The 20,930-nt window shown below is 50.5% G+C and carries 15 protein-coding genes; 10 read left to right on the forward strand and 5 right to left on the reverse strand.

From position 1 onward, the window contains the following. Window positions 1-67: 67 nt before the first annotated feature. Window positions 68-2,344: a class 1a ribonucleoside-diphosphate reductase subunit alpha gene (nrdA, locus tag QP938_12825; GenBank protein ID WIO74165.1), complete on the reverse strand. Its 2,277-nt coding sequence runs from the start codon at window positions 2,342-2,344 to the stop codon at window positions 68-70. 431 nt (window positions 2,345-2,775) lie between these two features. On the opposite strand from nrdA, the gene QP938_12830 reads away from it, so the two are divergent. The 4 genes from QP938_12830 (at window position 2,776) to ppnN (ending at window position 5,454) form a co-directional block, all read left to right on the forward strand. Further along, a complete protein-coding gene (locus QP938_12830; GenBank protein WIO74166.1) occupies window positions 2,776-3,198 on the forward strand; it encodes an MAPEG family protein in 423 nt (140 codons plus the stop codon). Between the two features lie 33 nt (window positions 3,199-3,231). Then, on the forward strand, window positions 3,232-3,591 hold the full coding sequence (locus QP938_12835; protein WIO74167.1) for a VOC family protein: 360 nt from the start codon (window positions 3,232-3,234) through the stop codon (window positions 3,589-3,591). Window positions 3,592-3,665: 74 nt separating this feature from the next. Then, a complete protein-coding gene (locus tag QP938_12840; protein WIO74168.1) occupies window positions 3,666-3,914 on the forward strand; it encodes a DUF1289 domain-containing protein in 249 nt (82 codons plus the stop codon). A gap of 166 nt (window positions 3,915-4,080) precedes the next feature. Next, window positions 4,081-5,454, forward strand: coding sequence for a nucleotide 5'-monophosphate nucleosidase PpnN (ppnN, locus tag QP938_12845; protein ID WIO74169.1), 1,374 nt, complete (start codon window positions 4,081-4,083; stop codon window positions 5,452-5,454). 15 nt (window positions 5,455-5,469) lie between these two features. On the opposite strand, the gene QP938_12850 is transcribed toward ppnN, so the two are convergent. Genes QP938_12850 through QP938_12865 form a run of 4 tightly spaced genes read right to left on the reverse strand, consistent with a single transcriptional unit; the run spans window position 5,470 to window position 8,885 of the window. Continuing rightward, window positions 5,470-6,141, reverse strand: coding sequence for a fumarylacetoacetate hydrolase family protein (locus QP938_12850; protein ID WIO74170.1), 672 nt, complete (start codon window positions 6,139-6,141; stop codon window positions 5,470-5,472). Beyond that, the gene (locus tag QP938_12855) at window positions 6,128-6,478 is read right to left on the reverse strand and encodes a hypothetical protein (protein WIO74171.1); all 351 of its coding nucleotides are present in this window, start codon (window positions 6,476-6,478) and stop codon (window positions 6,128-6,130) included. Before QP938_12855 ends, QP938_12850 begins: the two co-directional genes overlap by 14 nt. 23 nt (window positions 6,479-6,501) lie before the next feature. Then, window positions 6,502-7,899 carry an FAD-binding oxidoreductase gene (locus QP938_12860; GenBank protein WIO74172.1) on the reverse strand — a complete coding sequence of 466 codons (1,398 nt, stop codon included), beginning with the start codon at window positions 7,897-7,899 and terminating at the stop codon, window positions 6,502-6,504. Continuing rightward, window positions 7,899-8,885 carry an alpha/beta hydrolase gene (locus tag QP938_12865; GenBank protein WIO74173.1) on the reverse strand — a complete coding sequence of 329 codons (987 nt, stop codon included), beginning with the start codon at window positions 8,883-8,885 and terminating at the stop codon, window positions 7,899-7,901. The genes QP938_12860 and QP938_12865 overlap by 1 nt, the downstream gene beginning before the upstream one ends. A 50-nt stretch (window positions 8,886-8,935) precedes the next feature. Here QP938_12865 and QP938_12870 point away from each other — a divergent pair, with 50 nt between their 5' ends. From QP938_12870 to QP938_12895, 6 genes are all read left to right on the forward strand, one after another. Next, window positions 8,936-9,478, forward strand: a complete 543-nt coding sequence (locus QP938_12870) for an RNA polymerase sigma factor (protein ID WIO74174.1) — start codon at window positions 8,936-8,938, stop codon at window positions 9,476-9,478. A 124-nt stretch (window positions 9,479-9,602) separates the two neighbouring features. Next, window positions 9,603-10,586, forward strand: a complete 984-nt coding sequence (locus tag QP938_12875; GenBank protein ID WIO74175.1) for a FecR family protein — start codon at window positions 9,603-9,605, stop codon at window positions 10,584-10,586. Window positions 10,587-10,663: 77 nt separating this feature from the next. Further along, window positions 10,664-13,633 (forward strand): TonB-dependent receptor, encoded by a 2,970-nt coding sequence (locus QP938_12880; GenBank protein WIO74176.1) that lies wholly within the window; start codon window positions 10,664-10,666, stop codon window positions 13,631-13,633. Between the two features lie 602 nt (window positions 13,634-14,235). Then, window positions 14,236-16,995: a TonB-dependent receptor gene (locus QP938_12885; GenBank protein WIO74177.1), complete on the forward strand. Its 2,760-nt coding sequence runs from the start codon at window positions 14,236-14,238 to the stop codon at window positions 16,993-16,995. A 298-nt stretch (window positions 16,996-17,293) separates the two neighbouring features. Continuing rightward, entirely contained in the window at window positions 17,294-17,746 is a 453-nt protein-coding gene (locus tag QP938_12890; GenBank protein ID WIO74178.1) for a hypothetical protein, read from the forward strand. Window positions 17,747-17,853: 107 nt separating this feature from the next. After that, the gene (locus QP938_12895; GenBank protein WIO74179.1) at window positions 17,854-20,703 is read left to right on the forward strand and encodes a TonB-dependent receptor; all 2,850 of its coding nucleotides are present in this window, start codon (window positions 17,854-17,856) and stop codon (window positions 20,701-20,703) included. The last annotated feature ends 227 nt before the right edge of the window (window positions 20,704-20,930 follow it).

Raw genomic sequence — 20,930 nt, forward strand, 5'->3', positions numbered from 1 at the left:
CCTGCGCGGGGATGACATAACTATCAGGTTTTATTTTGTTGTTCACTGCACTCACAGTGACAGGCACTTAAATCTTGCACGCTCCGCCGGCACAGTTGTCCTCTTCTTCCACTTTGCTCTGGTCCGAAGCGCCATCGCGAGTGTTGTGGTAATAGAGGGTTTTCAGGCCCAGTTTGTAGGCAGTCAACAAGTCCTTCAGCAGCAGCTTCATCGGCACTTTATTTTCCGGGAACTTGGCCGGGTCGTAGTTGGTGTTGGCCGAGATCGCCTGATCGACAAACTTCTGCATGATGCCCACCAGCTGCAGGTATCCGTCGTTGCTGGGAATGCTCCACAGCAACTCGTAGTTGTCGCGGTATTTATCCAGGTCCGGCACCACTTGCTTGAGAATACCGTCTTTGGAGGCTTTCACCGATACGAAACCGCGCGGCGGCTCAATACCGTTGGTGGCGTTACTGATCTGGCTGGAGGTCTCGGACGGCATCAATGCTGTCAGGGTTGAGTTGCGCAAACCGTCGCGCTTGATATCTTCGCGCAGCGCTTCCCAATCCATGTGCAGCGGCTCATCGCACACCGCGTCCAGGTCTTTTTTGTAGTTGTCGATCGGCAGCTCGCCCTGGGCGTAGCGGGTCTCGTCAAACTTGCGACAGGTACCAAATTCACGCGCCAACTGGTTAGAAGCTTTCAACAGGTAGTACTGAATCGCCTCAAAGGTGCGGTGAGTCAGGCCATTAGCGGAACCGTCGGAGTAACGCGCACCGTTTTTGGCCAGATAGTAGGCGTAGTTGATAACGCCCACACCCAAAGTACGGCGATCCATGGAGCCTTTTTCGGCAGCAGGAACCGGGTAGTGCTGATAGGACAGCAGGCTGTCGAGTGCACGAACCAACAGGTCGGCCAGCTCTTCCAGATCGTCCAGCGAATCCAGTGCACCAAGGTTAAAGGCCGCCAGGGTACAGAGAGCGATTTCGCCATCCAGGTCGTTAATGTCGTTGAGCGGTGCAGTCGGCAGGGCAATTTCCAGACACAGGTTGGACTGGCGTACCGGCGCTTTGCTCGGGTCAAACGGGCTGTGGGTATTGCAGTGGTCAACGTTCTGCAGGTAAATACGACCGGTTGAAGCACGCTCCTGCATAAATTGACTGAACAGGTCCACCGCCTTGATGGTTTTCTTGCGAACCGAGGGGTCTTGCTCGTATTTGATGTATAGCTCTTCAAACAGCGGCTGGTTCTCAAAGAACGCGTCGTACAGACCGGGCACATCGGATGGGCTGAACAAGGTGATATTGCCGCCCTTGATCAAGCGCTCGTACATCAGCTTGTTGAACTGCACACCGTAGTCGAGGTGACGCACACGGTTTTCTTCCACGCCGCGATTGTTTTTCAGTACCAGCAGTGATTCCACTTCCAGGTGCCAGATTGGGTAAAACAGAGTCGCCGCTCCACCGCGTACACCGCCTTGAGAACAGCTTTTAACTGCTGTCTGGAAGTGCTTGTAGAACGGAATACAACCAGTATGGAATGCTTCGCCGCCGCGGATCTCCGAACCCAGCGCGCGAATGCGACCGGCGTTTACACCAATGCCAGCGCGGTGGCTGACGTAGCGAACAATCGCCGCTGAAGTAGCGCTAATAGAATCCAGTGAGTCGCCGCATTCGATCAGAACGCAGGAACTGAACTGACGGGTCGGGGTGCGTACGCCGGACATAATCGGCGTCGGCAGGGAGATTTTGAACAGGGACACCGCATCGTAGAAACGACGGATGTAATCCATACGAGTCTCTTTCGGGTAGCTGGCAAACAGGCAGGCACCGATCAGCACGTACAAGAACTGTGGGCTTTCGAAAATTTCGCCGGTCACACGGTTTTGAACCAGGTATTTACCTTCCAGCTGTTTCACGGCCGCATAGCTGAATTTCAGATCGCGGGTGTGATCCAGGAACGAGTCCATCTCGTCGAACTCTTCCGGGGTGTAATCTTCCAGAAGGCTTTCGTCGTAGCGTTTTGTGTCGACCATTTTGGCAACGTGGTCGAACAGCTTGGGTGGCTCGTACTGGCCGTAAGCTTTTTTGCGCAGGTGGAAAATATTCAGTCGCGCCGCCAGGTACTGGTAATCCGGACGCTGCTCGGAAATCAGGTCCGCTGCGGATTTGATCATGGTTTCGTGAATATCGGCGGTTTTAATTCCGTCCACCAAATGCAGGTGAGCTTTCAGCTCTACCTCGGACACCGAGACGTTATCCAGGCCTTCTGCGGCCCACATGACGACTTTGTGAATTTTATCGAGATCAATGGTTTCGGTACGACCATCACGCTTGGTGACCTGGATATTGCTGCTGTTCATTGCCAACCTGCTTTTATTATGAGAATAAGTGTCTGGTTTTGATGTTCGGTGCTCAAAACCGCCCCTTACAACCAAAATATGGCGCTGTTCGCCATAAAAAAAGGCGCCTCAACCAGTGAACTGCTCGGTATTCTGTACAACACAGACCCAACAACACTACATCTAGGGACGCCCTTTTCTTGATACACAATATAGTGTGCAGTTCAGCGTTTCGCAACACCATATGTTGTTAATTTAGTATGTATAACCCTGTGGAAAACCTGTGGATTTTGCAATGTTGGTATTTACTAACTTTACAGATTCCGTGACGAGCGTCACTTAAAAAAGGCAAGAAATTTGATCAGAAATTTTTATTTCAGGTTGGTCGCATTGATTGGACAATGAATAGGCTAGGATAGTGAAATCATTCATAAGGAACCGTGGTCAATATAATGAACCTGACTGAAATTTATACACCCGCGCTATGGGGTTTGTTGATCATTCTTCTGACCTGGATCGTGCAATGGTTTGTGGCCAGTGGGCCGAAGGCCAGATTACCGGGAGCAATTCCCGGAAAGATTGACGAAAGCCTGAGTCACTCCTCCTTTGTGTTTCGCGCACACCGCACATTTATGAATTCACTGGAAAATGCCCCGGCAATATTGGGCACCATTTTGCTGGCCTTTCTGGTAGGTGCAGAGCCTTTCTGGACGGCGCTGTTTATCTGGGTATTTGCCATTTCACGGATACTGCATATGGTGCTCTACTTTGCCATCGCCACCGAAAAGAACCCCAGTCCCCGCACGCTGTTCTTTATGCTTGGGCTGCTTGCCAATATAGGTCTGCTGGGGTTGTGCGGTTATACGCTGCTATAGTGACCGATTACAAACTGAACGGAATCCAGTTCAATGAACACACACGAAAAACTTAATTATGTGGAATTTCAGGCGTCGGACCTGAAAGCAACCAAGGTATTTTTCGAGCAGGCATTTGGCTGGGAATTTGTTGATTACGGCCCAGACTACACCGCATTTTCCAATCAAGGGCTGGACGGCGGTTTTGAGCGATCTGACAAGTGTTCAACCGCCTCTCAAGGAAGTGCACTGCTGGTGTTTTACAGCGAGGATCTTGAAGGCACTCTCGATAAAGTCGCTGGGGCAGGCGGCAAAATAGTCAAACCGATTTTCAGCTTTCCCGGCGGCCGACGCTTTCATTTCACCGAGCCCAGCGGAAATGAGCTGGCAGTCTGGTCAGATAAAGGCATGTAACCACTGCGCTTTCGCTGGATACCGACCACGGGTTTGATTAAAGTAGGAACAAATTTCCTTGAGCCAGCAATATTGTGTCTGTAGAGCAGTTTGAGTTTTTCGATATTGCCAATCCTTGCATCGGCGTATGTGAAAATGGCCCCAACGGCATGTGCAAGGGCTGTTTTCGCAAACGCGAAGAGCGCCAATACTGGAACAGCTTGAACAACGATGTGAAACGGCAGATCGTCCAGGCTTGCCAGATTCGAAAACGACGGGCCCAGCAAAAGGGCAAAACCGGCGCAGAAGATACCGATCAATCCCCTCAGGGTGACCTTTTTTAGCTCTGTTTCCACGAGACTCAGTCAGCTGATTCCCAATCATTTACCTCTCACGTACGCCAAACAACGTCCATACTGAAAATAAACCTTCTCAATAAATCGATACTCTAAGAGGAGAGCAAATAAAGAGAAGTGATAACAACAAGCGGATAACAAGAGAGGTACCGCTATGGAAAGAGTCAAAGAGGCCAGTGTACGGCCTATTAAAAGTCTTGAGCTGTTGTCCCACCGGGAGATCTCCGAGCTGCTGGCAACAAATGCCGATATTTTTCAGCAATTTCGACAATGCGCGCTGGCGGTATTGAACACCGACAGTCAAATTGACGATGCCGAGGAGATGCTCAATCAGTTTGCCGATTTTGACATTCAGGTTGAACCAACATCACGTGGTTTAAAACTACGTGTGTTCAATGCTCCAGCCACTGCATTTGTGGATGGCCAGATGATTCGGGGGATTCAGAATCACCTGTTCGCTGTATTGAGGGACGTGGTGTATACCCATGAGAAAATTACCCGCAATACCAAGTTTGACCTGAAGACTTCCGACGGGGTAACTGATGCGGTATTTCGTATTCTTCGAAATGCCGACGTAGTACGCCCTAACCTCGCTCCCAATCTAGCCGTGTGCTGGGGAGGCCACTCCATCAGCCGCACCGAGTACGACTACTCCAAGGAAGTGGGCTACGAACTCGGCCTGCGCGGCTTGAATGTGGCGACCGGCTGCGGCCTGGGGGCAATGAAAGGCCCAATGAAAGGTGCCACCATCGGCCACGCCAAGCAGCAGATTCACGACGGCCGTTATGTGGGAATCTCGGAACCGGGGATTATCGCGTCGGAATCACCGAACCCGATTGTGAACGAGCTGGTGATTTTGCCGGACATTGAAAAGCGCCTGGAAACCTTCGTTCGCCTGGCACACTGCATTGTGGTATTTCCGGGAGGTGCAGGAACTGCCGAAGAGATACTGTATCTGTTGGCTATTCTTTTGCACCCGAAAAACCGCGAACACCCCCTGCCATTTATTCTCACCGGGCCGGAGTGCAGCCGTGGCTACTTTGAAGTGATGGATCGTTTTATTCGCAACACTCTGGGTGAAGATGCCACAGACTATTACCAGATTATTGTCGGCGATCCCCAGGGTGCCGCACGCTCTATTAAAGAGGCAATCGACCGGGTCCACCGTCACCGCCGCAAACACCAGGAAGCCTACTACTTTAACTGGCACACCTATATAGAGTGGAACCTGCAAGAACCGTTTGATCCCAACCATGAAAATATGGCGAGCCTGCGATTGGACAAAGATCAACCCGTGCACCTTCTCGCAGCAGAAATGCGTCGCGCGTTTTCAGGCATTGTGGCGGGTAATGTGAAGTCTTACGGCATCGCCCAGATCAAAAAACACGGGCCTTATCAGCTGCATGGCGACCCGTCGATTATGGTGGAGATGGAAGCGCTACTGAAACAGTTTGTGGCCCAAAACCGCATGAAGCTGCAAGGCGAATACACTCCCTGTTATCAAATCGAGCCATTTGTTGAGGCTTGAAAGCTGTTCGCGCGGTTATCGCACTGTCGACTCCGCGCGAACCAGCCCGGTCAGCTCTGCACAGAGGCTGTCACCAACGGCTAGCGGCCCAACACCAGCTGGCGTGCCGGTGAGCACCACATCGCCGGGCATCAAAGTAAAGTGCCCAGAGATATACGCCATTAGCTTTAATACCGGCGTCAGCATATCGGATGTGTTCACCTGCTGACGAACTTCGCCATTTTGGATGAGTGAAAATTCAAGATTCTGCAGATCGCCATCAAAAGAGACAAATTCCGACAACGGGCAGGCACCATCAAAAGCCTTGGCTTTTTCCCACGGCTGGCCCTTCTCTTTTAACTGCTGCTGTACATCCCGCAGGGTTAAATCCAGTGCCACCCCCACGCCAAGTATTGCCTTTTCGGCTTGCGATTCATCGGCATTGCTCAGCCGCTCACCTACCAAAATCGCCAGTTCAGTTTCAAAGTGGCAGCTTCCACGGTCCATTGGAATGGAAAACGTCGGGGCAATCGGCACCACAGTAGTAGCCGGCTTTATAAACAGCAGTGGCTCTGTAGGAATCGGGTTATTTAATTCCCGTGCGTGCTCGGCATAGTTGCGGCCAATACACACAATCTTTCCAACAGGCAAATTGACTTGCTTACCATCCAGGACGTGCTGGTAGGCAGGTAATTCAGCTGAGTTCATACATCGGCCTGCGTTCATTAAAATTCAGCCAACCGCGAATGATGCGATAAATCACCCAAATACAGACAGCGGCATAGCCCAAAAAGCCAATCATGACAAAAATCAGTGGGGTAGCCACAGCGAGCCACAACAACGCAAACCAGAAAGTGCGCATCTGCCAGCGAAAGTGGCTGGCGTACCAGGTGCCCTGAACACTGTCCTGTTTAATGTGATTGATGATTACTCCGGCAACCCAGGTTATGCCGCCGACAAAAAAGCCCGCCGCCTGAAGGATATATACCGCCAGGGTCAGGTTGCGTGCCTGCTCTTCATCCAACATTTGTGTCTGCTCGTTCATAATCCGTCTCTCTTCGCTTCCTTTTAATCAAACAGTTTGCCGGGATTCATTATCCCGTTGGGGTCAAACACCTGCTTCAGCTGTTTCATCAAGTCAATTTCCGTTTCGCTGCAACAATACCCGAGACTGGCTTTCTTGAGCAAACCAATCCCATGCTCGGCGGACACACTTCCCTCGTAGCGGGACACCAATCTTGCCAGCTCATCACCTATTACTTCACTGTGCCGGGCAAATTGTTCGGTGGTCATCTCATCGGGTTTAAGAATATTGACGTGGATATTACCGTCACCGATATGACCAAATAGGACCACCTCAAAACGCCGATCCATATCGGTCACCAGACGCTCAATATCCGCAACAAAGCCCGGCAGCCGGGACACCCGAACCGACAGATCTGACTTGTAGGGCTGGTAGCGGTGCAGCCGCTCGGGAAGATCCTCACGCAAGCACCACAACGCTTTCGCCTGGGCAACACTCTGGCTGGCTACACCATCCACAATCAAGCCCTGATCCAAACACTCGCTGAAGGCTGCTTCGGCATGGTGCTGATCCAGCTCGTAGACCGCATCGAACTCCAGTAAAACGTAACAGGGTGCTACGGTGGCAAAGGGGCGTGAAGACCCCTCCTCTACCACGATCTGCAAGCCACGCTCGGTGAAAAATTCAAAGGCGGTCAACTCCACAGCCCTTGAAAATACTTTCAGCACCTCGAGAACTGCCGGCAGATCTCGCATCGCCAGTACCATTACCTGCAAGCTTTTCGGTGGCCGGGTGAGTTGCAGAGTCGCCTCTGCGATAAACCCCAACGTACCCTCTGAGCCAATAAACAGCTGCTGCAGGTTGTAACCGGCGTTGTTTTTGACCAGGCCGTGATTGAGCTCCAGCACATCACCTGCGCCGGTAACCACAGTAAGGCCGCGTACCCAGTTGCGGGTCATGCCGTAACGAATCACTTTGATACCACCGGCATTGGTAGCGATATTGCCGCCAATCTGGCTGGAGCCCGAGGAAGCGAAATCTACCGGGTAAAACAACCCGTGCTGCTCAGCGGCATCCTGCACCTGACGAGTAATGACTCCTGCCTGACAACGCAGGGTACGATCGGTGGTATCAAGATCGAGAATCCGGTTCATGCGATCCAGGGCAACGACTAACTCTCCATTGGCAGCTACAGCCCCCCCACTTAATCCGGTGCGTCCGCCGGATGGCACCAGTGCCAACTGGTGCTGATTGGCCAGTTTCACAATCGCTTGCAGCTGCTCGACGCTTTCTGGCCTTACTGCTGCCACCGGTGCAGGCTGCCAAAAGCGGGTGCGATCCACCCCCAGATCCTCTAGGGTGTTGGGGTCAGTATGCACATAGCGGTTACCGACCACATTGGCCAGGCTCTTTAAAACAGAATCGGATAATGCACTATTCATCAATCGGGATGTATGTGTTCAAACACTTGGGCGCGAATGTCCTCGCGTTCATTTACAAGGTGGTGCATCGCTTGCGGCAACCACACTAACTCTGCATTTGGGAATTGTCGCTCTATAGCGGAGATATTGTAGCGCCAGTCCACCGTTGTATCCTGTTGCCCCTGAATTACTGTGATTGGCCAAGTGCAGGAGGGCGCTTCGTTGAAGTCCGCTATCCACTGTTTCATCGCACCCACCCAAACCAGAGGGATTCGGTCCACCTGAAGTGGTTCGTGATGCTCGAGGAATTCGGCAAATACAATGTCATGGGAGTTGCGCCTGAATTTGCGCTTCGTCGTCACCATTCGTCCGTTCAGCAAGCGGTACAGCCAGATACTGAAGTGCCAGTGCCAGGGCTTGATCAGCGGTGCAAGCAACCAGATATTGCGAAAAGGACATGGTTCGTGCCGGGCATTCCTTGATTGAAGAAAACGCAACACGATAGCCGCACCAGTGCTTTGGCCAACAACACTGAATGGACGGGGAAAGTGATTTAACCGGTCCAGCAAGTCTGCAAAAACGGACTCATAGCTGGCAAAACTTTCGATCGCCAGTCGCTCGCCATCAGACAGGCCGTGGCCCGGTAGATCAAAAGCTACCACGGCCTGCCCCTGCTGGATAAGGTGTTCGATCAAATTGCCATACAGACCAACGTGATCAAAGTAGCCATGCACCATAAAGGTGGTGCCGCGAGGCGATGCCGGCAGCCAGTAATAACAACACACCCTAAAACCTTGTGTCTCTATATGCCCGACTCGAAACTCGACATGAGGATCCTGTCTGGCAGGGAATCGGTAGTCGTGCAGATGCCTGAGAAGCAGTGGGTTAGCTGGTGTGTGATCATTTCTAGGCTGAAAGATCAGCTCATCCAGCGAGTTCCTGATCTGTACAAAATCATCAACATTCAGAGAAATCCGTTGCATGGCAATTGCTTCTTTTTCCGGCATTGATTAGATTGCCTGTCGGGAGGGGTTATGGACATCTTCGCAAACCCAGCATGAATTACAAGAATAAACAGCGCATTGAAAAATTAATCAAGGAGCACGGTGCCACTCTGGTGCGGTTTTTGACCCGGCGACTGAACAACCGGGAGGACGCCGAGGACATCGCTCAAAACACTTTTATGCGCCTTTACACTCTGGACAACCCTGATGAGGTTGAGAATCCGCGTGCCTTTTTGTTTCAGGTGGCCGCCAACCTGTCGGTGGATCAACTGCGCCGCAAAGTGCGCATGAACAATTATCTCGATGGCGAGCGAGCCAGGGTAGACAGCGATGAAGCGGCCGGACTGACTGCAGGGGAGCACTCCCCGGAAGAGTTAATGGAAGCTCGTGAGCGGGTACAACGCATTTACGACGTGATCGAATCGATGCCCAACAATGTCCGGCAGGCTTTTTTGCTCAATCGAAACAAGGGCATGTCTTACAGCGATATCGCCAAATTGATGGATGTTTCGGTGAGCAGTGTTGAAAAATATATGCTGGAAGCATTGAAACAATGCCGCCGGGCTCTTGTCGAAGACCCGTCCAGTGAGAAATAATAACGATCTGGTCACGAAACAAATCATCTAATTCACACTCAATGATGAGGACGATTCATTCCAGTTCGTCTACACTGGGCAAGCGATATAAAACTATGAGCCGTTTTCGGGGAATTTTCAGGCGATGACTGCCACTTATACTTACACATCCACAGACGATTTGCTCGATGAAGCGTGCGAATGGGCTGTGCGTTTGCGTGGCGAAAATGTGGACGACTCATTGCTGGATCAATTTTCCGAGTGGCTGACCACCAGTGAAGACCATCGAATCGCCTTCACCCAGATCGCAGATTTTTCCGGCGAACTGGATGTAGTCAAAGCCATGCCGATGGATCACCTGATCCCCGAAGCCAAACAGACCGCCAAGCCACGTTTTGGCTGGCTGCGCCTTTCCGGTGGATTTGCCGTAGCAGCTATTGCAGTTGTTGCCTGGCTGGGCCTGCAACCCACCCTACCGGTAGAACACTATCAAACTAACGTAGGCAAACAGTTGACTGTATCGCTCAGTGATGGGTCCACTGTAGAGCTCAATACAGATTCAGAGCTGGAAGTTCGTTTTGATGACGAGCACAGAACGATTCGTCTGGTGAAAGGTGAAGTTTTCTTCAATACGGCCAAAGACAGCGAGCGCCCCTTTATTGTAGAAATTGGAGATGTCTCCGCACAGGTGCTTGGCACCAGCTTCAACGTCTACCGGACCACCGAGCAAGCCGCCACAGTAGTCGTTACTGAGGGCGCAGTACGAGTTGCCTCAACACACTATCCGTCCCAGGCCACTATCCTGGAAGCTGATCAGGCAGCGGCCTACAACCATGAAAGTGGTATTGAGCCAATCAAGGTAGACCTGGAAGCAATAACCGCCTGGCGCCACCAACAGGTTAAATTCGACAACACCCCTCTTCACGAGGTTGTTGCAACCCTGAATCGCTACAGTTCCACGCCGATATCCTTGCTTTCCAACGATATCGCATTTGTCCCCGTGTCCGGCACCTTCTCTATTGAAGCGCCGATTGACACCGCCCTCGCCGTTGCCGCCAGCCTTGAGCAGCTGGAAGGCACCCTCGAAAACGGCAAAGTAAAGTTGTACAAGTCCGTTAACAGGATATAACCTCTCACATTAATGTCTTAGAACTGACTAACCGGTTCCGGTCAGCCCGTGGCTGACTTGTGCTGTAACGGAGGTCGATGTCGTTGGGACAGCGTCGTAAATCGAGCAAATACAAGGGCTTCAGGCACAACAGGCTGGCAACCGGACTGTTGTGTGCACTGCTGTGCGGCTCCGCAACAGCTGGCCTACACGACGCCTATGAGATCACCCTACCCAGCCAATCACTCAAAGAGACCTTGGTAAAATTGGGTGAAATAGCCAAGATCTCGATCATTTTTTCTGACCGAACGGTCACAAAACTCGACAGCACCGCCATATCGGGCAACATGACGATTGAACAGGCCTTACAACTGGCTATTGAAGGCTCCGATCTGGAACTGCAGGTCATTTCTCCTCGAGCTGTCGCAATCGTCAGTGCGAAAACGGAACATGTGGTCTCCGAATCCACCCCCGACAGTAACGAAGAGCTCTTTTATATCGAAGAACTGATGGTGAGTGGCCGCAAGGTAACTGGTTCAAGGTTGCGACAGGCAGATCTCAACGGCTTTGCTCCGGTAGAAATTCTCTCCGGAACCGAATTACGTATGAGCGGTGCCGAGTCCTTATCTGACTTACTGAAATATATTCCGGTAACCTCCGGCAACTCCACCAGCACCGCAGTGAGCAACGGCGGAGATGGCACCGCCACAGTTACCCTGCGCGGCCTGCCCGCAAGCAATACCCTGGTGCTACTGAACGGTCAGCGCATAGCAAGCAACGGGTTTGGCGGAAAATCCGTCGATATCAATACCATACCCACCGCAGCCATTGAGCGCATTGAAATCCTCAAAGATGGCGCTTCAGCCATTTACGGCTCAGACGCCATTGCCGGTGTTGTAAATATTATTCTGCACAAACAATTCGATGGCTTACAGCTGGAAACCTATTACGGCCAAAGCGGACATGGCGACAACGGCACCATCACCACAAATGCAGTTTGGGGACGGCAGGGCAGCAAAGGCTCTTACATGATTGCCCTGAACCATTATGAACAGGACGGCTTTAACAGTCGCGACCGCGAACTGTCACGGGATGCAGATAGTCGCCCATTGGGCGGTATTGATAAACGCTCGACAGCAACACCGAGCGCACGTATCACCATTGATGAAACAACAATGATTGTCAAAGAGGGCACCTCCGGAGACAGCAGTTCGGATTTTCGGGAAGCCACCGATGAAGATCTCTTTGATTTCCTCGATTACACCTCGTCACTGACACCATCCCAGCGTACGAACCTGTTTATCAATGGCGAATATGAAATCAGTGAGCGAATAATCGGCTCCCTGTCCGCCAGTTACACGCACACAAAATCCAAGATTACATTTGCGCCAACACCAATTTTTACCGCTTTTGAAGATACACCGATCATGGTGGCGGCAGATAATCCATACAACCCGTTTGATACCGAAATAGGCGATGTGCGCCGTCGAATGCTTGAGGTTGGTGAACGCGCCAAGTTTAATAAAAACCGTGCCGCACGAATCTCTCTGGGGTTGCGAGGTCATCTGGAAGATTGGGAGTGGGCCACAACCGCAAACTGGAGCCGAACTTCCGCCAACGAGGAATTTACCGGACTGATCAATGCTGACAGGCTGAGACAGGGCCTGGGGTCACCTGACCAGTGCAGCGAAGATTGTGTAGCCATTAACCTGTTTGGGCCCACCGGCTCTCTGGACCAGGAGCAAGTCGGCTGGATTAAAACCGGCTCCACTTCCACAGGTGAAACCGAATTGCGCAACCTAACCGTAGACCTGAACACATGGCTGTGGGACCTTCCCGCCGGTGAAGTCGGACTGGCATTTGGTGGTGAGATGCGCCACGAATCCATGAACATTACACCGGATCAACTGGCTACCCAAAATAACCTGATCGGCGGTCATAATTTCACCTCCTCGAGCGGAACCCGCAATGTCTTTGAAGCCTACATGGAATGGATGGTGCCACTTTTAAGCGAAAAACCGTGGGTCAAAGACCTCGACTTCAGCCTTGCTCTGCGTCATTCCCACTTCAGTGATTTTGGCAACTCTACAAATCCAAAAGCTTCACTTCGTTATCAATCGAACGAGGACTGGACATTCAGGGCCACCTACGCCACCGGTTTCAGAGCCCCATCTTTGATTGAGCTTTATAAAGGCGCAAGCGAGAACCAGAGCCGCTTGTCCGACCCTTGTTCCAAACCTGAAAATGTCGGTGTCCTGCCCGGTTGCCAGCAACAGACTGACCCACTGCGGATGCAGTACCTTACTCAACTGGGCGGTAATGCCACATTAAAACCCGAGGATTCGAACAGCTACTCGCTGGGCACAATCTGGCAACCAGTGGAGCTCGGCTCCCTCTCGATTACCCTGGACTATTTCCATATTCAGCAGAGTAATGTCATTGACGCAAATGCCCAGTTTTTTGTAACCAGCAACGCAACGACCGGTGAATATGGCGACAGGGTTTTTCGAGATGCCAATGGCGAGATTATTCGAGTTATCAGTACGATGGCCAACCTTGGCGAAAGGGAAGTCACTGGCCTGGATATAGGTGCCAGTTGGTCTTTAGGGCTTGGTGAATATGGTTCAATCGCCACAAATCTCAGTGCCACACACCTGATGGAATACCTCTCTCAAAGCTCACCGCTATCACCAGCAGAAGATCTTGCAGGCACATTTGAGGACGACGCAGCGGACGGCCAGGGCACTCTGCCTGAATGGAAAACTCACCTGAACATTTATTGGCAACACCTGCACTGGGAAGCGGCTTACTCCCTGAATTATGTCGGCTCTCTTACCGAGACAATTCCCGGCTCTGAATTGCGACGCTCTATCACTTCATGGGTTACACACGACGTACAGATGAGTTACCAGACCCTGCAGGGAAAAGCTCGCCTGACCCTTGGCATTGATAACCTGTTTGACAGAGCACCGCCATTTGCGGCGGCTGCATTCAATGATAATTTTGATGCGCGAAACTACGATGCCACCGGCCGATTTGGTTACGCCAAAATCACTTTGAAATTTTAGTAACGCTCGTCACCATCAGATTGATTCAGCTCTCAAACAACCACTCTATACAACCGTTGAATATCACACTCTCCGTGTGAGCTAACTCACAAAACTCGCTCGAGAGTAAACCAGAAAAATTTTCCCTCAATAAAAAGTTCAAATTTCTTAAACTTTTTTCGGCCACCCCAAATCATTTATTGCTTAAAAATACATCTCGCAATTTGAGGCTTTATTTCAATCAGACCTCTTAATTCATAAAATATATTTCACATATATTGAAGCAAATGTGTACATCTGTACCGACACCTTCCTCTCTGCCTATTAAAGACAAAAATATTACAACAATATTACAGGACCAATGCCTGCAGAATGGTCGCACTGCAACATAAAATCGAAAATTACTCAGAGGAATAAGCCATACCTTTTTAGAACAAAAAATTATTGAAATTTTATTCCAGTATCAACTTGATATTCTCAACATCATCCCATCTAAAACCTTTTTTCAGTACGTTTTCAGCTTAAAACCTCTTTGAGGTAAATGCTTTTCCACCCGTCTCACAATCGGATTCGAAACTTTAGATCCATTGATTATAAAAATCGTTTCATTAAGGGGTATTTAAATGATTAAGAAATCTTTGGCTGTCGCCATAAGTTCTGCACTGGGCTTTAGCGCGCTTGGCTTCTCACAAACCATTCTTGCTGACGAGAATACTGAGAACAATACAGCACCAATTGAAGAAGTAGTTATCACAGGCTCCAGTATTAAACGCGATCTGGATGGCGCCCTCCCGGTTCAAATTATTTCCAAAGTAGAAATCGAACGCAGTGGCGTTGCTAGCGTTGGCGAGCTGGTACAGTCTCTGCCAGCAATGCAAGGTTTCACCACTACTGCTGACTCAGTTGGCGGCAGTGGTGGCGGTATCGTAACGGCTAACCTGCGTGATTTGGGCGACCAATACACACTGGTACTGCTGAATGGACGTCGCATGGCTCCCGCTGATTCAGGCAGCTCCATCGACCTGAGCAACATTCCATTGAGTGCAGTTGAACGCGTAGAGGTTCTGACCGACGGCGCCAGCGCACTTTACGGCTCCGATGCAATTGCCGGTGTTGTTAACTTTATCCTCAAGGATTCTGTCGAAGGCACCTCTATCAGTGCTCGTATGGATACCCCGCAAGAAAAAGGTGGCGAGAGCTGGAGCTTTGACGTAACCACCGGTTTCGGTGACATTGACGCGGACGGCTACAGTGTTGTTCTGTCTTACAGCCACCACCGCCAGGATCAACTGGCTTCCAAGGATCGCGATTTTGCCAAGTCCGGCATTATCACCTTCGATCACCCCTCTTACACCCAGCAAATGTATTTCTTTAACGGTTCCGGCAATGCCATTCCTGGCAACGCCCGTGTTAAATACATCGATGGTGACGGCGTAGAACAAACTCGCGTATTTAACCCCTACAGCGCCGCTAACGGTGACTGTGCAGAAAACACCTCTCCAATCGGCGATGAGTGCTGGTTCGATTACACCAGTACTATTGAAATTATTCCTGAATCTGATCGTGATAGCTTCTTCGCAAACGCTCGCTTCAGATTCTCCGACAACCTGGAAGGTTTCTTTACTGGCGCATACTCCACTTACGATATGACCACTCGTATCGCACCATATCCAACAGGCTGGGTTCGGTTACCGAATGACTCCGACCTGGTTATGAGCGAAGTACTGCCGCACTTGACCGACGAAGAGCTGGCTGGCCTGACCTCCGTTGACGGCCGCTGGCGTGCGCTGCCAGCCTCCAACCGTACAACTGAATGGTTATCAGAATCGCTGAACCTGACGTTTGGCCTTGAAGGCAACTTCGGTGACATCGATTATTCAGGTGCAGTCACTCACTCTGTAAACAACCGCGATCAGAATTACCCAACCGGTTGGTTACTGCGTGAGCCGTTCCAGGACGCCGTAAGTAATGGTGACTTCAATATCTTCGCGCACCCAAGCGATTTTACTGACTCAGATATGGCCGCCCTTGCCCCCACCATCTACAGCGGTGACTGGGACAAAGAGAAGATCACCGTTTCAGCAATAGACGGCAAGGCCTCTATGCCAGTATTTGAAATGAATGGCGGTGAAGCACAGGTTGCGGTTGGCTTTGACTACCGTACTACCCGTTACGATCGCACTATCGCCGAAGCCAACGCCAATGAAGACCTGCTCTTCCTGAGCAAGGACACTCCGTACGACATGGAGCGCAGCCAGTGGGGCATGTTCGCAGAAATGCTGTTGCCGGTTACCGACACACTGGAAGTAACCCTGGCTACCCGTTTCGACGAAATCGGCGCAGTTAAAGACAAGATCAACGGCGGTGACATCAACGAATCAGACAGCGACCTGACTTACAAAGTCAGCGCCCTGTGGAATGTTACCGACTACATGTCCCTGCGCGCTTCTTACGGCACCGGCTTCAAGGCCCCGTCCATGCGTGAAATTGGCGAGCCGCTGTCAGAGTTCGGCGTAACATCCGGCAACTTTGCCTGCCCGTTCCCTGCTGGTGACCCGCTGGCTGAGTTCTGTCTGTCTGGCGAATCTCAGTACAACGTATTCCGTCAGGGCTACGCCGGCCTCAAGTCCGAGACCTCAACCCAGTACTCCTTCGGTGCCGTATTCACTGCCTCATCAGGCTTCAGTGCGACCATCGATTACTGGAACATTGAGATGAAGGACCTGGTTGAGCGCCTGGAAGAAGCTCAGATTTTTGCTAACCCGCAGCAGTACCGCGACCTGTTCACCACCAAGCCAAACCTGTCTACTGGTGAAGATGAACTGGCAATTATCCAGGCAGCCGTTAACGTTGGCTCCTCCAGCAACAGCGGCATCGATTACAATTTCCGCAAGACCTATGAACTGTCGTTCGGACAACTGTCTACTTCTTTGTCTGGAACACACTTCCTGGAATCAGAAAGCTCACTGACCGGCAGCAGTCTGGGCCGCTTTGGTGCTGATGCCGCGGTTACTTTCCGCGATATCATCAAGCTGAATGCGGTGCTGGATCACGGCAACTTCACCCACAGCGTTTCCCTGAATTACCGCTCTGGTTACAGCGACCAGCTGCAGTGGGTAACCTTGCTGGAGAGTGACGGCAGCTTCGGTGACGACATTCAGGTTCAGATGCAGGTTCCGTCTTACACCACTATCGACTACCAGACCCAATACCGCATGATGGACGACAGCCTTGTTCTGGCATTCGGTATCAACAATCTGGGTGACAAGGAGCCACCACTGTCTCTGCGCACCGAAGGTGCCGGTCACCAGGTTGGTTGGGATCCTCGCTATGTCGATCCATACGGTCGCACCCTTTACTTCAAAGCTGACTACAGCTTCTAAGAAGAGTGCAACTTTTGTAAGAATGGCAGTCTGTTGAGAAACGCTTTCGCTTCGCAATAGCAAAGTCGATAGTTTTCAACAAACTGCCGGGAGCCGGCCCTAACCGGTCGGCTCCTCTCTCTTCAACAACAATAATTGAAAGCATTTTTAATGGGCCACGTACGCCCCCCTGGTGGCCCTTTTTTACTTTTATTTCTCATCTTGATTCGTAAAGATTGTTGCTTCATTTAATTTATTTGCCAGTTTTGCCAAGTCCCTTTTAAATTAAGAGGGTTACTCTCTAACTGGAAATGACGCCATGAAAAAAACCATATTCGTTTTCTTGTTTTTACTTTCGATGTTTAACCCAAGCTATGGCGACGATTTTCCAGGCATAAAGAAACTCATGACAGAGCAGCAATTTCAAAGCAGCGGGCTGCATAAGCTGACACCTACTGAAATCGATTCTCTCAACCAGTGGCTCATTCAATACACAGCCCATGACGCCAAGACCATACGCCAAACCACTAAAGAAGTTCGGGAAGCAGAAAGCGCCTTGATTGAATCAGAAATTGATGGCGTCTTTTACGGCTGGAGTGGGAAAACGACATTTAAACTAAAAAATGGCCAACTATGGGAACAACGCGACAAGGGGAGCTGGGAAACTGAAATAAATTCCCCTAAAGTAGAAATCAAGAAGAATATTTTTGGCTTTTACAAATTACATATAGTAGGCACAAATCGCTATATCGGTGTAAAGCGAGTGAAATAGATCAATTTTTTTTGAGGACTATTTTTTCTAAATCGTCTCCCTTTTTGAGAGGCTCATTGGGAGTGCTCTCAATTTTCACGTGAGCATCAAATGCCAAGGGGGGCATTATGTTTAAAAAACCACTAACAATGGCTATCAGTTCAGCCCTTTGCTTTTACGGGCTTGGATTGTCCGTTTCAGCAATCGCTGAGGAAGAGAAAGCGAAAGATGGCGAACTGATTGAAGAGGTGGTCACCACCGGCTCTCGTATTGCCCGTGGTAACCTGGATTCACCCACACCTGTTACTGTTATTGACTCAGCAAGCCTGAAGATTTCCTCAGACAGTAATATCGCAGACACCCTGTTTGAACTCCCGTCTACAGGGGTTCCGGGCGTTTCACAAACCACCAGTAACTTCACTGTATTCGGTGCTGGTATTGCCACCGTTGATCTTCGCAACCTGGGCACAACCCGTACTCTGGTTCTGGTTAATGGTCGCCGTCATGTTGCCGGTGATATCGACAATCCATCTGTGGTTGACCTCAACTCAATTCCCAATGAATTTATTGAGCGCGTCGAGGTAATTACCGGTGGTGCTTCTGCCGTTTACGGCTCCGAAGCAATGGCTGGTGTAATCAACATTATTACTAAAGAAAACTTCGATGGGCTGGTTGTAGATGGTAAATACGGCTCGAGCAGCGAAGGTGATGGTCAAGAGTACAACTTCAACATTACCGGTGGCTCTGAGTTTGCAGATGGCAAAGGCCACGCAATGTTCCATCTTGGTTATCAGGATCTGAAAAGTGTTGAGTCCAAAGATCGCAGCCTCTCTGATACCGATGATTTCTTCGGTGACTTTATGGCATTTAGCTCCTTTGCCCCACAGGGCAGCATTAATGCACCGACAGGAGATCTGACCAGTAGTGGTGATACTGAATTCGCGTTTTTTACCGAAGATGCCAATGGTGGCTGGACAAAACAATTTGTTTCTGCAGAAGATGGATTTAACCGTGCAGCATTCCGGAAAATTCAACTTCCGCTGACCCGAAAAAACGTCAATTTTAATTTCGATTATCAATTGACTAATACCACAAATATTTTCCTGGAAACATCCTGGACACAAACCAGCTCTAAAAATAATCTGGAACCAATCTTTGTTGGGCAATTCATCTCGGTTGGTGATGAAGATTTAAATCTGCCGGGAGACAACCCATTTATTCCCGACGATATTGTTCAGGCCTATGCCGATGCTGGCGAACCATTAACTGCAGATGACCAAATTGTATTCCGCAAACGCTTCCTGGAAGTGGGTCCACGCATAACCAGTTCATCACGCGACACCATTCGTGTTGCATTTGGATTTGAAGGCGAGCTTGATAATGGTTCCAACTGGGACCTCTATTATCAGTTCGGTCAAACTGAAAGTTCACTGGGTCGGAGCGGTGACTACAATACATTCTTCTTTGCACAGGGCCTGAATGTTGAGCCAGATCCAGACAATGCTGGCGAATACCGTTGCAAAGATGCCCTGGCCCGCTCTCTGGGCTGTGTGCCAATCGATCTGTTTGGCGTCGGTTCTATCAGTCAGGAAGCAGTAGACTATGTGCGCGTACCGGCCAGCTCCGGAGCACGTCTGCAGCAACAAGTGGTGGGCGGCAACATATCTGGCGACCTGGTTGAATGGGGTCCCGGCATGATTCGCTATGCCACCGGCTTTGAATACCGCAAAGAGCAATACACCCGTACCACAGATGCTCTTGCAGCTGCCGGTTTGAGCTCATCCAACGCCTCGGCGCCAATCAATGGCAGTTACGACGTATGGGAGTATTACGGTGAGGTGGATGTACCTTTGGTTCAAGGTGCCTGGGCCGCTGAATATATCGGCCTGAACCTCGCCTTCCGTTATGGTGACTACAGCACTGTAGGCGGCGTGGACCAGTGGAAAGCCTCTTTCCAATGGCAGCCAATGGAGGACCTGCGCGTACGCATCACCCAGTCTCAAGCGGTTCGCGCACCGAACGTCGCCGAGCTGTTTGACCCGGGCTCAGAAACCTTCGAAAGTTTCGTAGACCCCTGTATTGATGGTGGCGTAGGCGGCCCAGGTAATACCGCGGCAAACTGTCAGTCACTGGGTATTCCACTTGACTTCGATCCGGGCCCCAGCGGCTCATCAGCTGGGGGGTTCCAAAGTGGTAACCCGAATCTGCAGGAAGAGACTTCAGACTCTCTCACTGTTGGATTCGTGTACACCCCCAACTGGGCCGACGGCGTATCTTTGACTGTCGACTACTTCGATATCGAAATTGAAGACGCTATTGAAACCATCGACCCGCAAATCAAGCTCGACCAATGCTATGCAGCTGGTGACTTCCCGAACAACGTATTCTGTGACGGCATTGTTCGCAACGGTGCCAGCCTTGGCTTCCTGGTAGATCGACTGGACTTTGGTTACGAAAACATCGGTTTGCTGCAAACTAGCGGTGTCGATGTTGAGTTCCGCTGGGCATTCGATGCCGACCGTCTTGGCATGGGCGAAGGAAGCTTCCAATGGAGCTGGCTGGGAACCTATACCGGTGACTGGGAACGCCAGATCTTTGGTGAGAAGGAAGATAACCTTGGCGAACCCGGCTACAACCGTGTGAAATGGAATAACCGTCTCTCATGGATGGATGGTCCACTGTCCGTTTCATGGACCATGCGCTACATTGGTGATGGGGTTGCGGATAATTCACCTTCATTCCAAGGCGAGCCCCTTAATGATGTGAACGGTGAGTCTTATCACGACCTGAATCTGCGCTACACCATGGAAGGCGATACCACCTATGAATTCTATATGGGTATCAACAACGTTCTGGACAACGGTGCTCCGTACATTCCAGAGCCTTCTGACAATACCGACACTGGTACCGGCACTGCAGCCGGTGTCTATGACGCAGTTGGTCAATACTGGTATCTGGGCATGACTGCCAGATTCTAAAACCTGAAACATCCATCCTCTTTGACCCGCCAATCGGCGGGTCTTTTTTTGCCTTCGATTCCAGCACTTCTATCACCATCAAATAGAAAAGCCTCCACTAACAAATAGATATATAAATCGTCATATATATATTTATTAATTATTAAAAATCTATTGAATCAACGGAACTTTAATAGACACAAAAAAATATACCGTCTACTTTTAAAAAAACGACCCTATATAAAGAA

Source organism: Porticoccaceae bacterium LTM1 (genome assembly GCA_030252795.1).
Lineage (GTDB): Bacteria > Pseudomonadota > Gammaproteobacteria > Pseudomonadales > Porticoccaceae > SCSIO-12696.

Excerpts from the sequence above, each read along its gene's own strand:
- QP938_12870 (WIO74174.1), top strand. The coding sequence starts at position 8,936 with ATGAATTACAAGAATAAACAGCGCATTGAAAAATTAATCAAGGAGCAC.
- QP938_12835 (WIO74167.1), top strand. The coding sequence starts at position 3,232 with ATGAACACACACGAAAAACTTAATTATGTGGAATTTCAGGCGTCGGAC.
- QP938_12895 (WIO74179.1), top strand. The coding sequence starts at position 17,854 with ATGTTTAAAAAACCACTAACAATGGCTATCAGTTCAGCCCTTTGCTTT.
- ppnN (WIO74169.1), top strand. The coding sequence starts at position 4,081 with ATGGAAAGAGTCAAAGAGGCCAGTGTACGGCCTATTAAAAGTCTTGAG.
- QP938_12865 (WIO74173.1), bottom strand. The coding sequence starts at position 8,885 with ATGCCGGAAAAAGAAGCAATTGCCATGCAACGGATTTCTCTGAATGTT.
- QP938_12860 (WIO74172.1), bottom strand. The coding sequence starts at position 7,899 with ATGAATAGTGCATTATCCGATTCTGTTTTAAAGAGCCTGGCCAATGTG.
- QP938_12875 (WIO74175.1), top strand. The coding sequence starts at position 9,603 with ATGACTGCCACTTATACTTACACATCCACAGACGATTTGCTCGATGAA.
- QP938_12890 (WIO74178.1), top strand. The coding sequence starts at position 17,294 with ATGAAAAAAACCATATTCGTTTTCTTGTTTTTACTTTCGATGTTTAAC.
- QP938_12880 (WIO74176.1), top strand. The coding sequence starts at position 10,664 with ATGTCGTTGGGACAGCGTCGTAAATCGAGCAAATACAAGGGCTTCAGG.
- QP938_12885 (WIO74177.1), top strand. The coding sequence starts at position 14,236 with ATGATTAAGAAATCTTTGGCTGTCGCCATAAGTTCTGCACTGGGCTTT.
- nrdA (WIO74165.1), bottom strand. The coding sequence starts at position 2,344 with ATGAACAGCAGCAATATCCAGGTCACCAAGCGTGATGGTCGTACCGAA.
- QP938_12850 (WIO74170.1), bottom strand. The coding sequence starts at position 6,141 with ATGAACTCAGCTGAATTACCTGCCTACCAGCACGTCCTGGATGGTAAG.
- QP938_12830 (WIO74166.1), top strand. The coding sequence starts at position 2,776 with ATGAACCTGACTGAAATTTATACACCCGCGCTATGGGGTTTGTTGATC.
- QP938_12855 (WIO74171.1), bottom strand. The coding sequence starts at position 6,478 with ATGAACGAGCAGACACAAATGTTGGATGAAGAGCAGGCACGCAACCTG.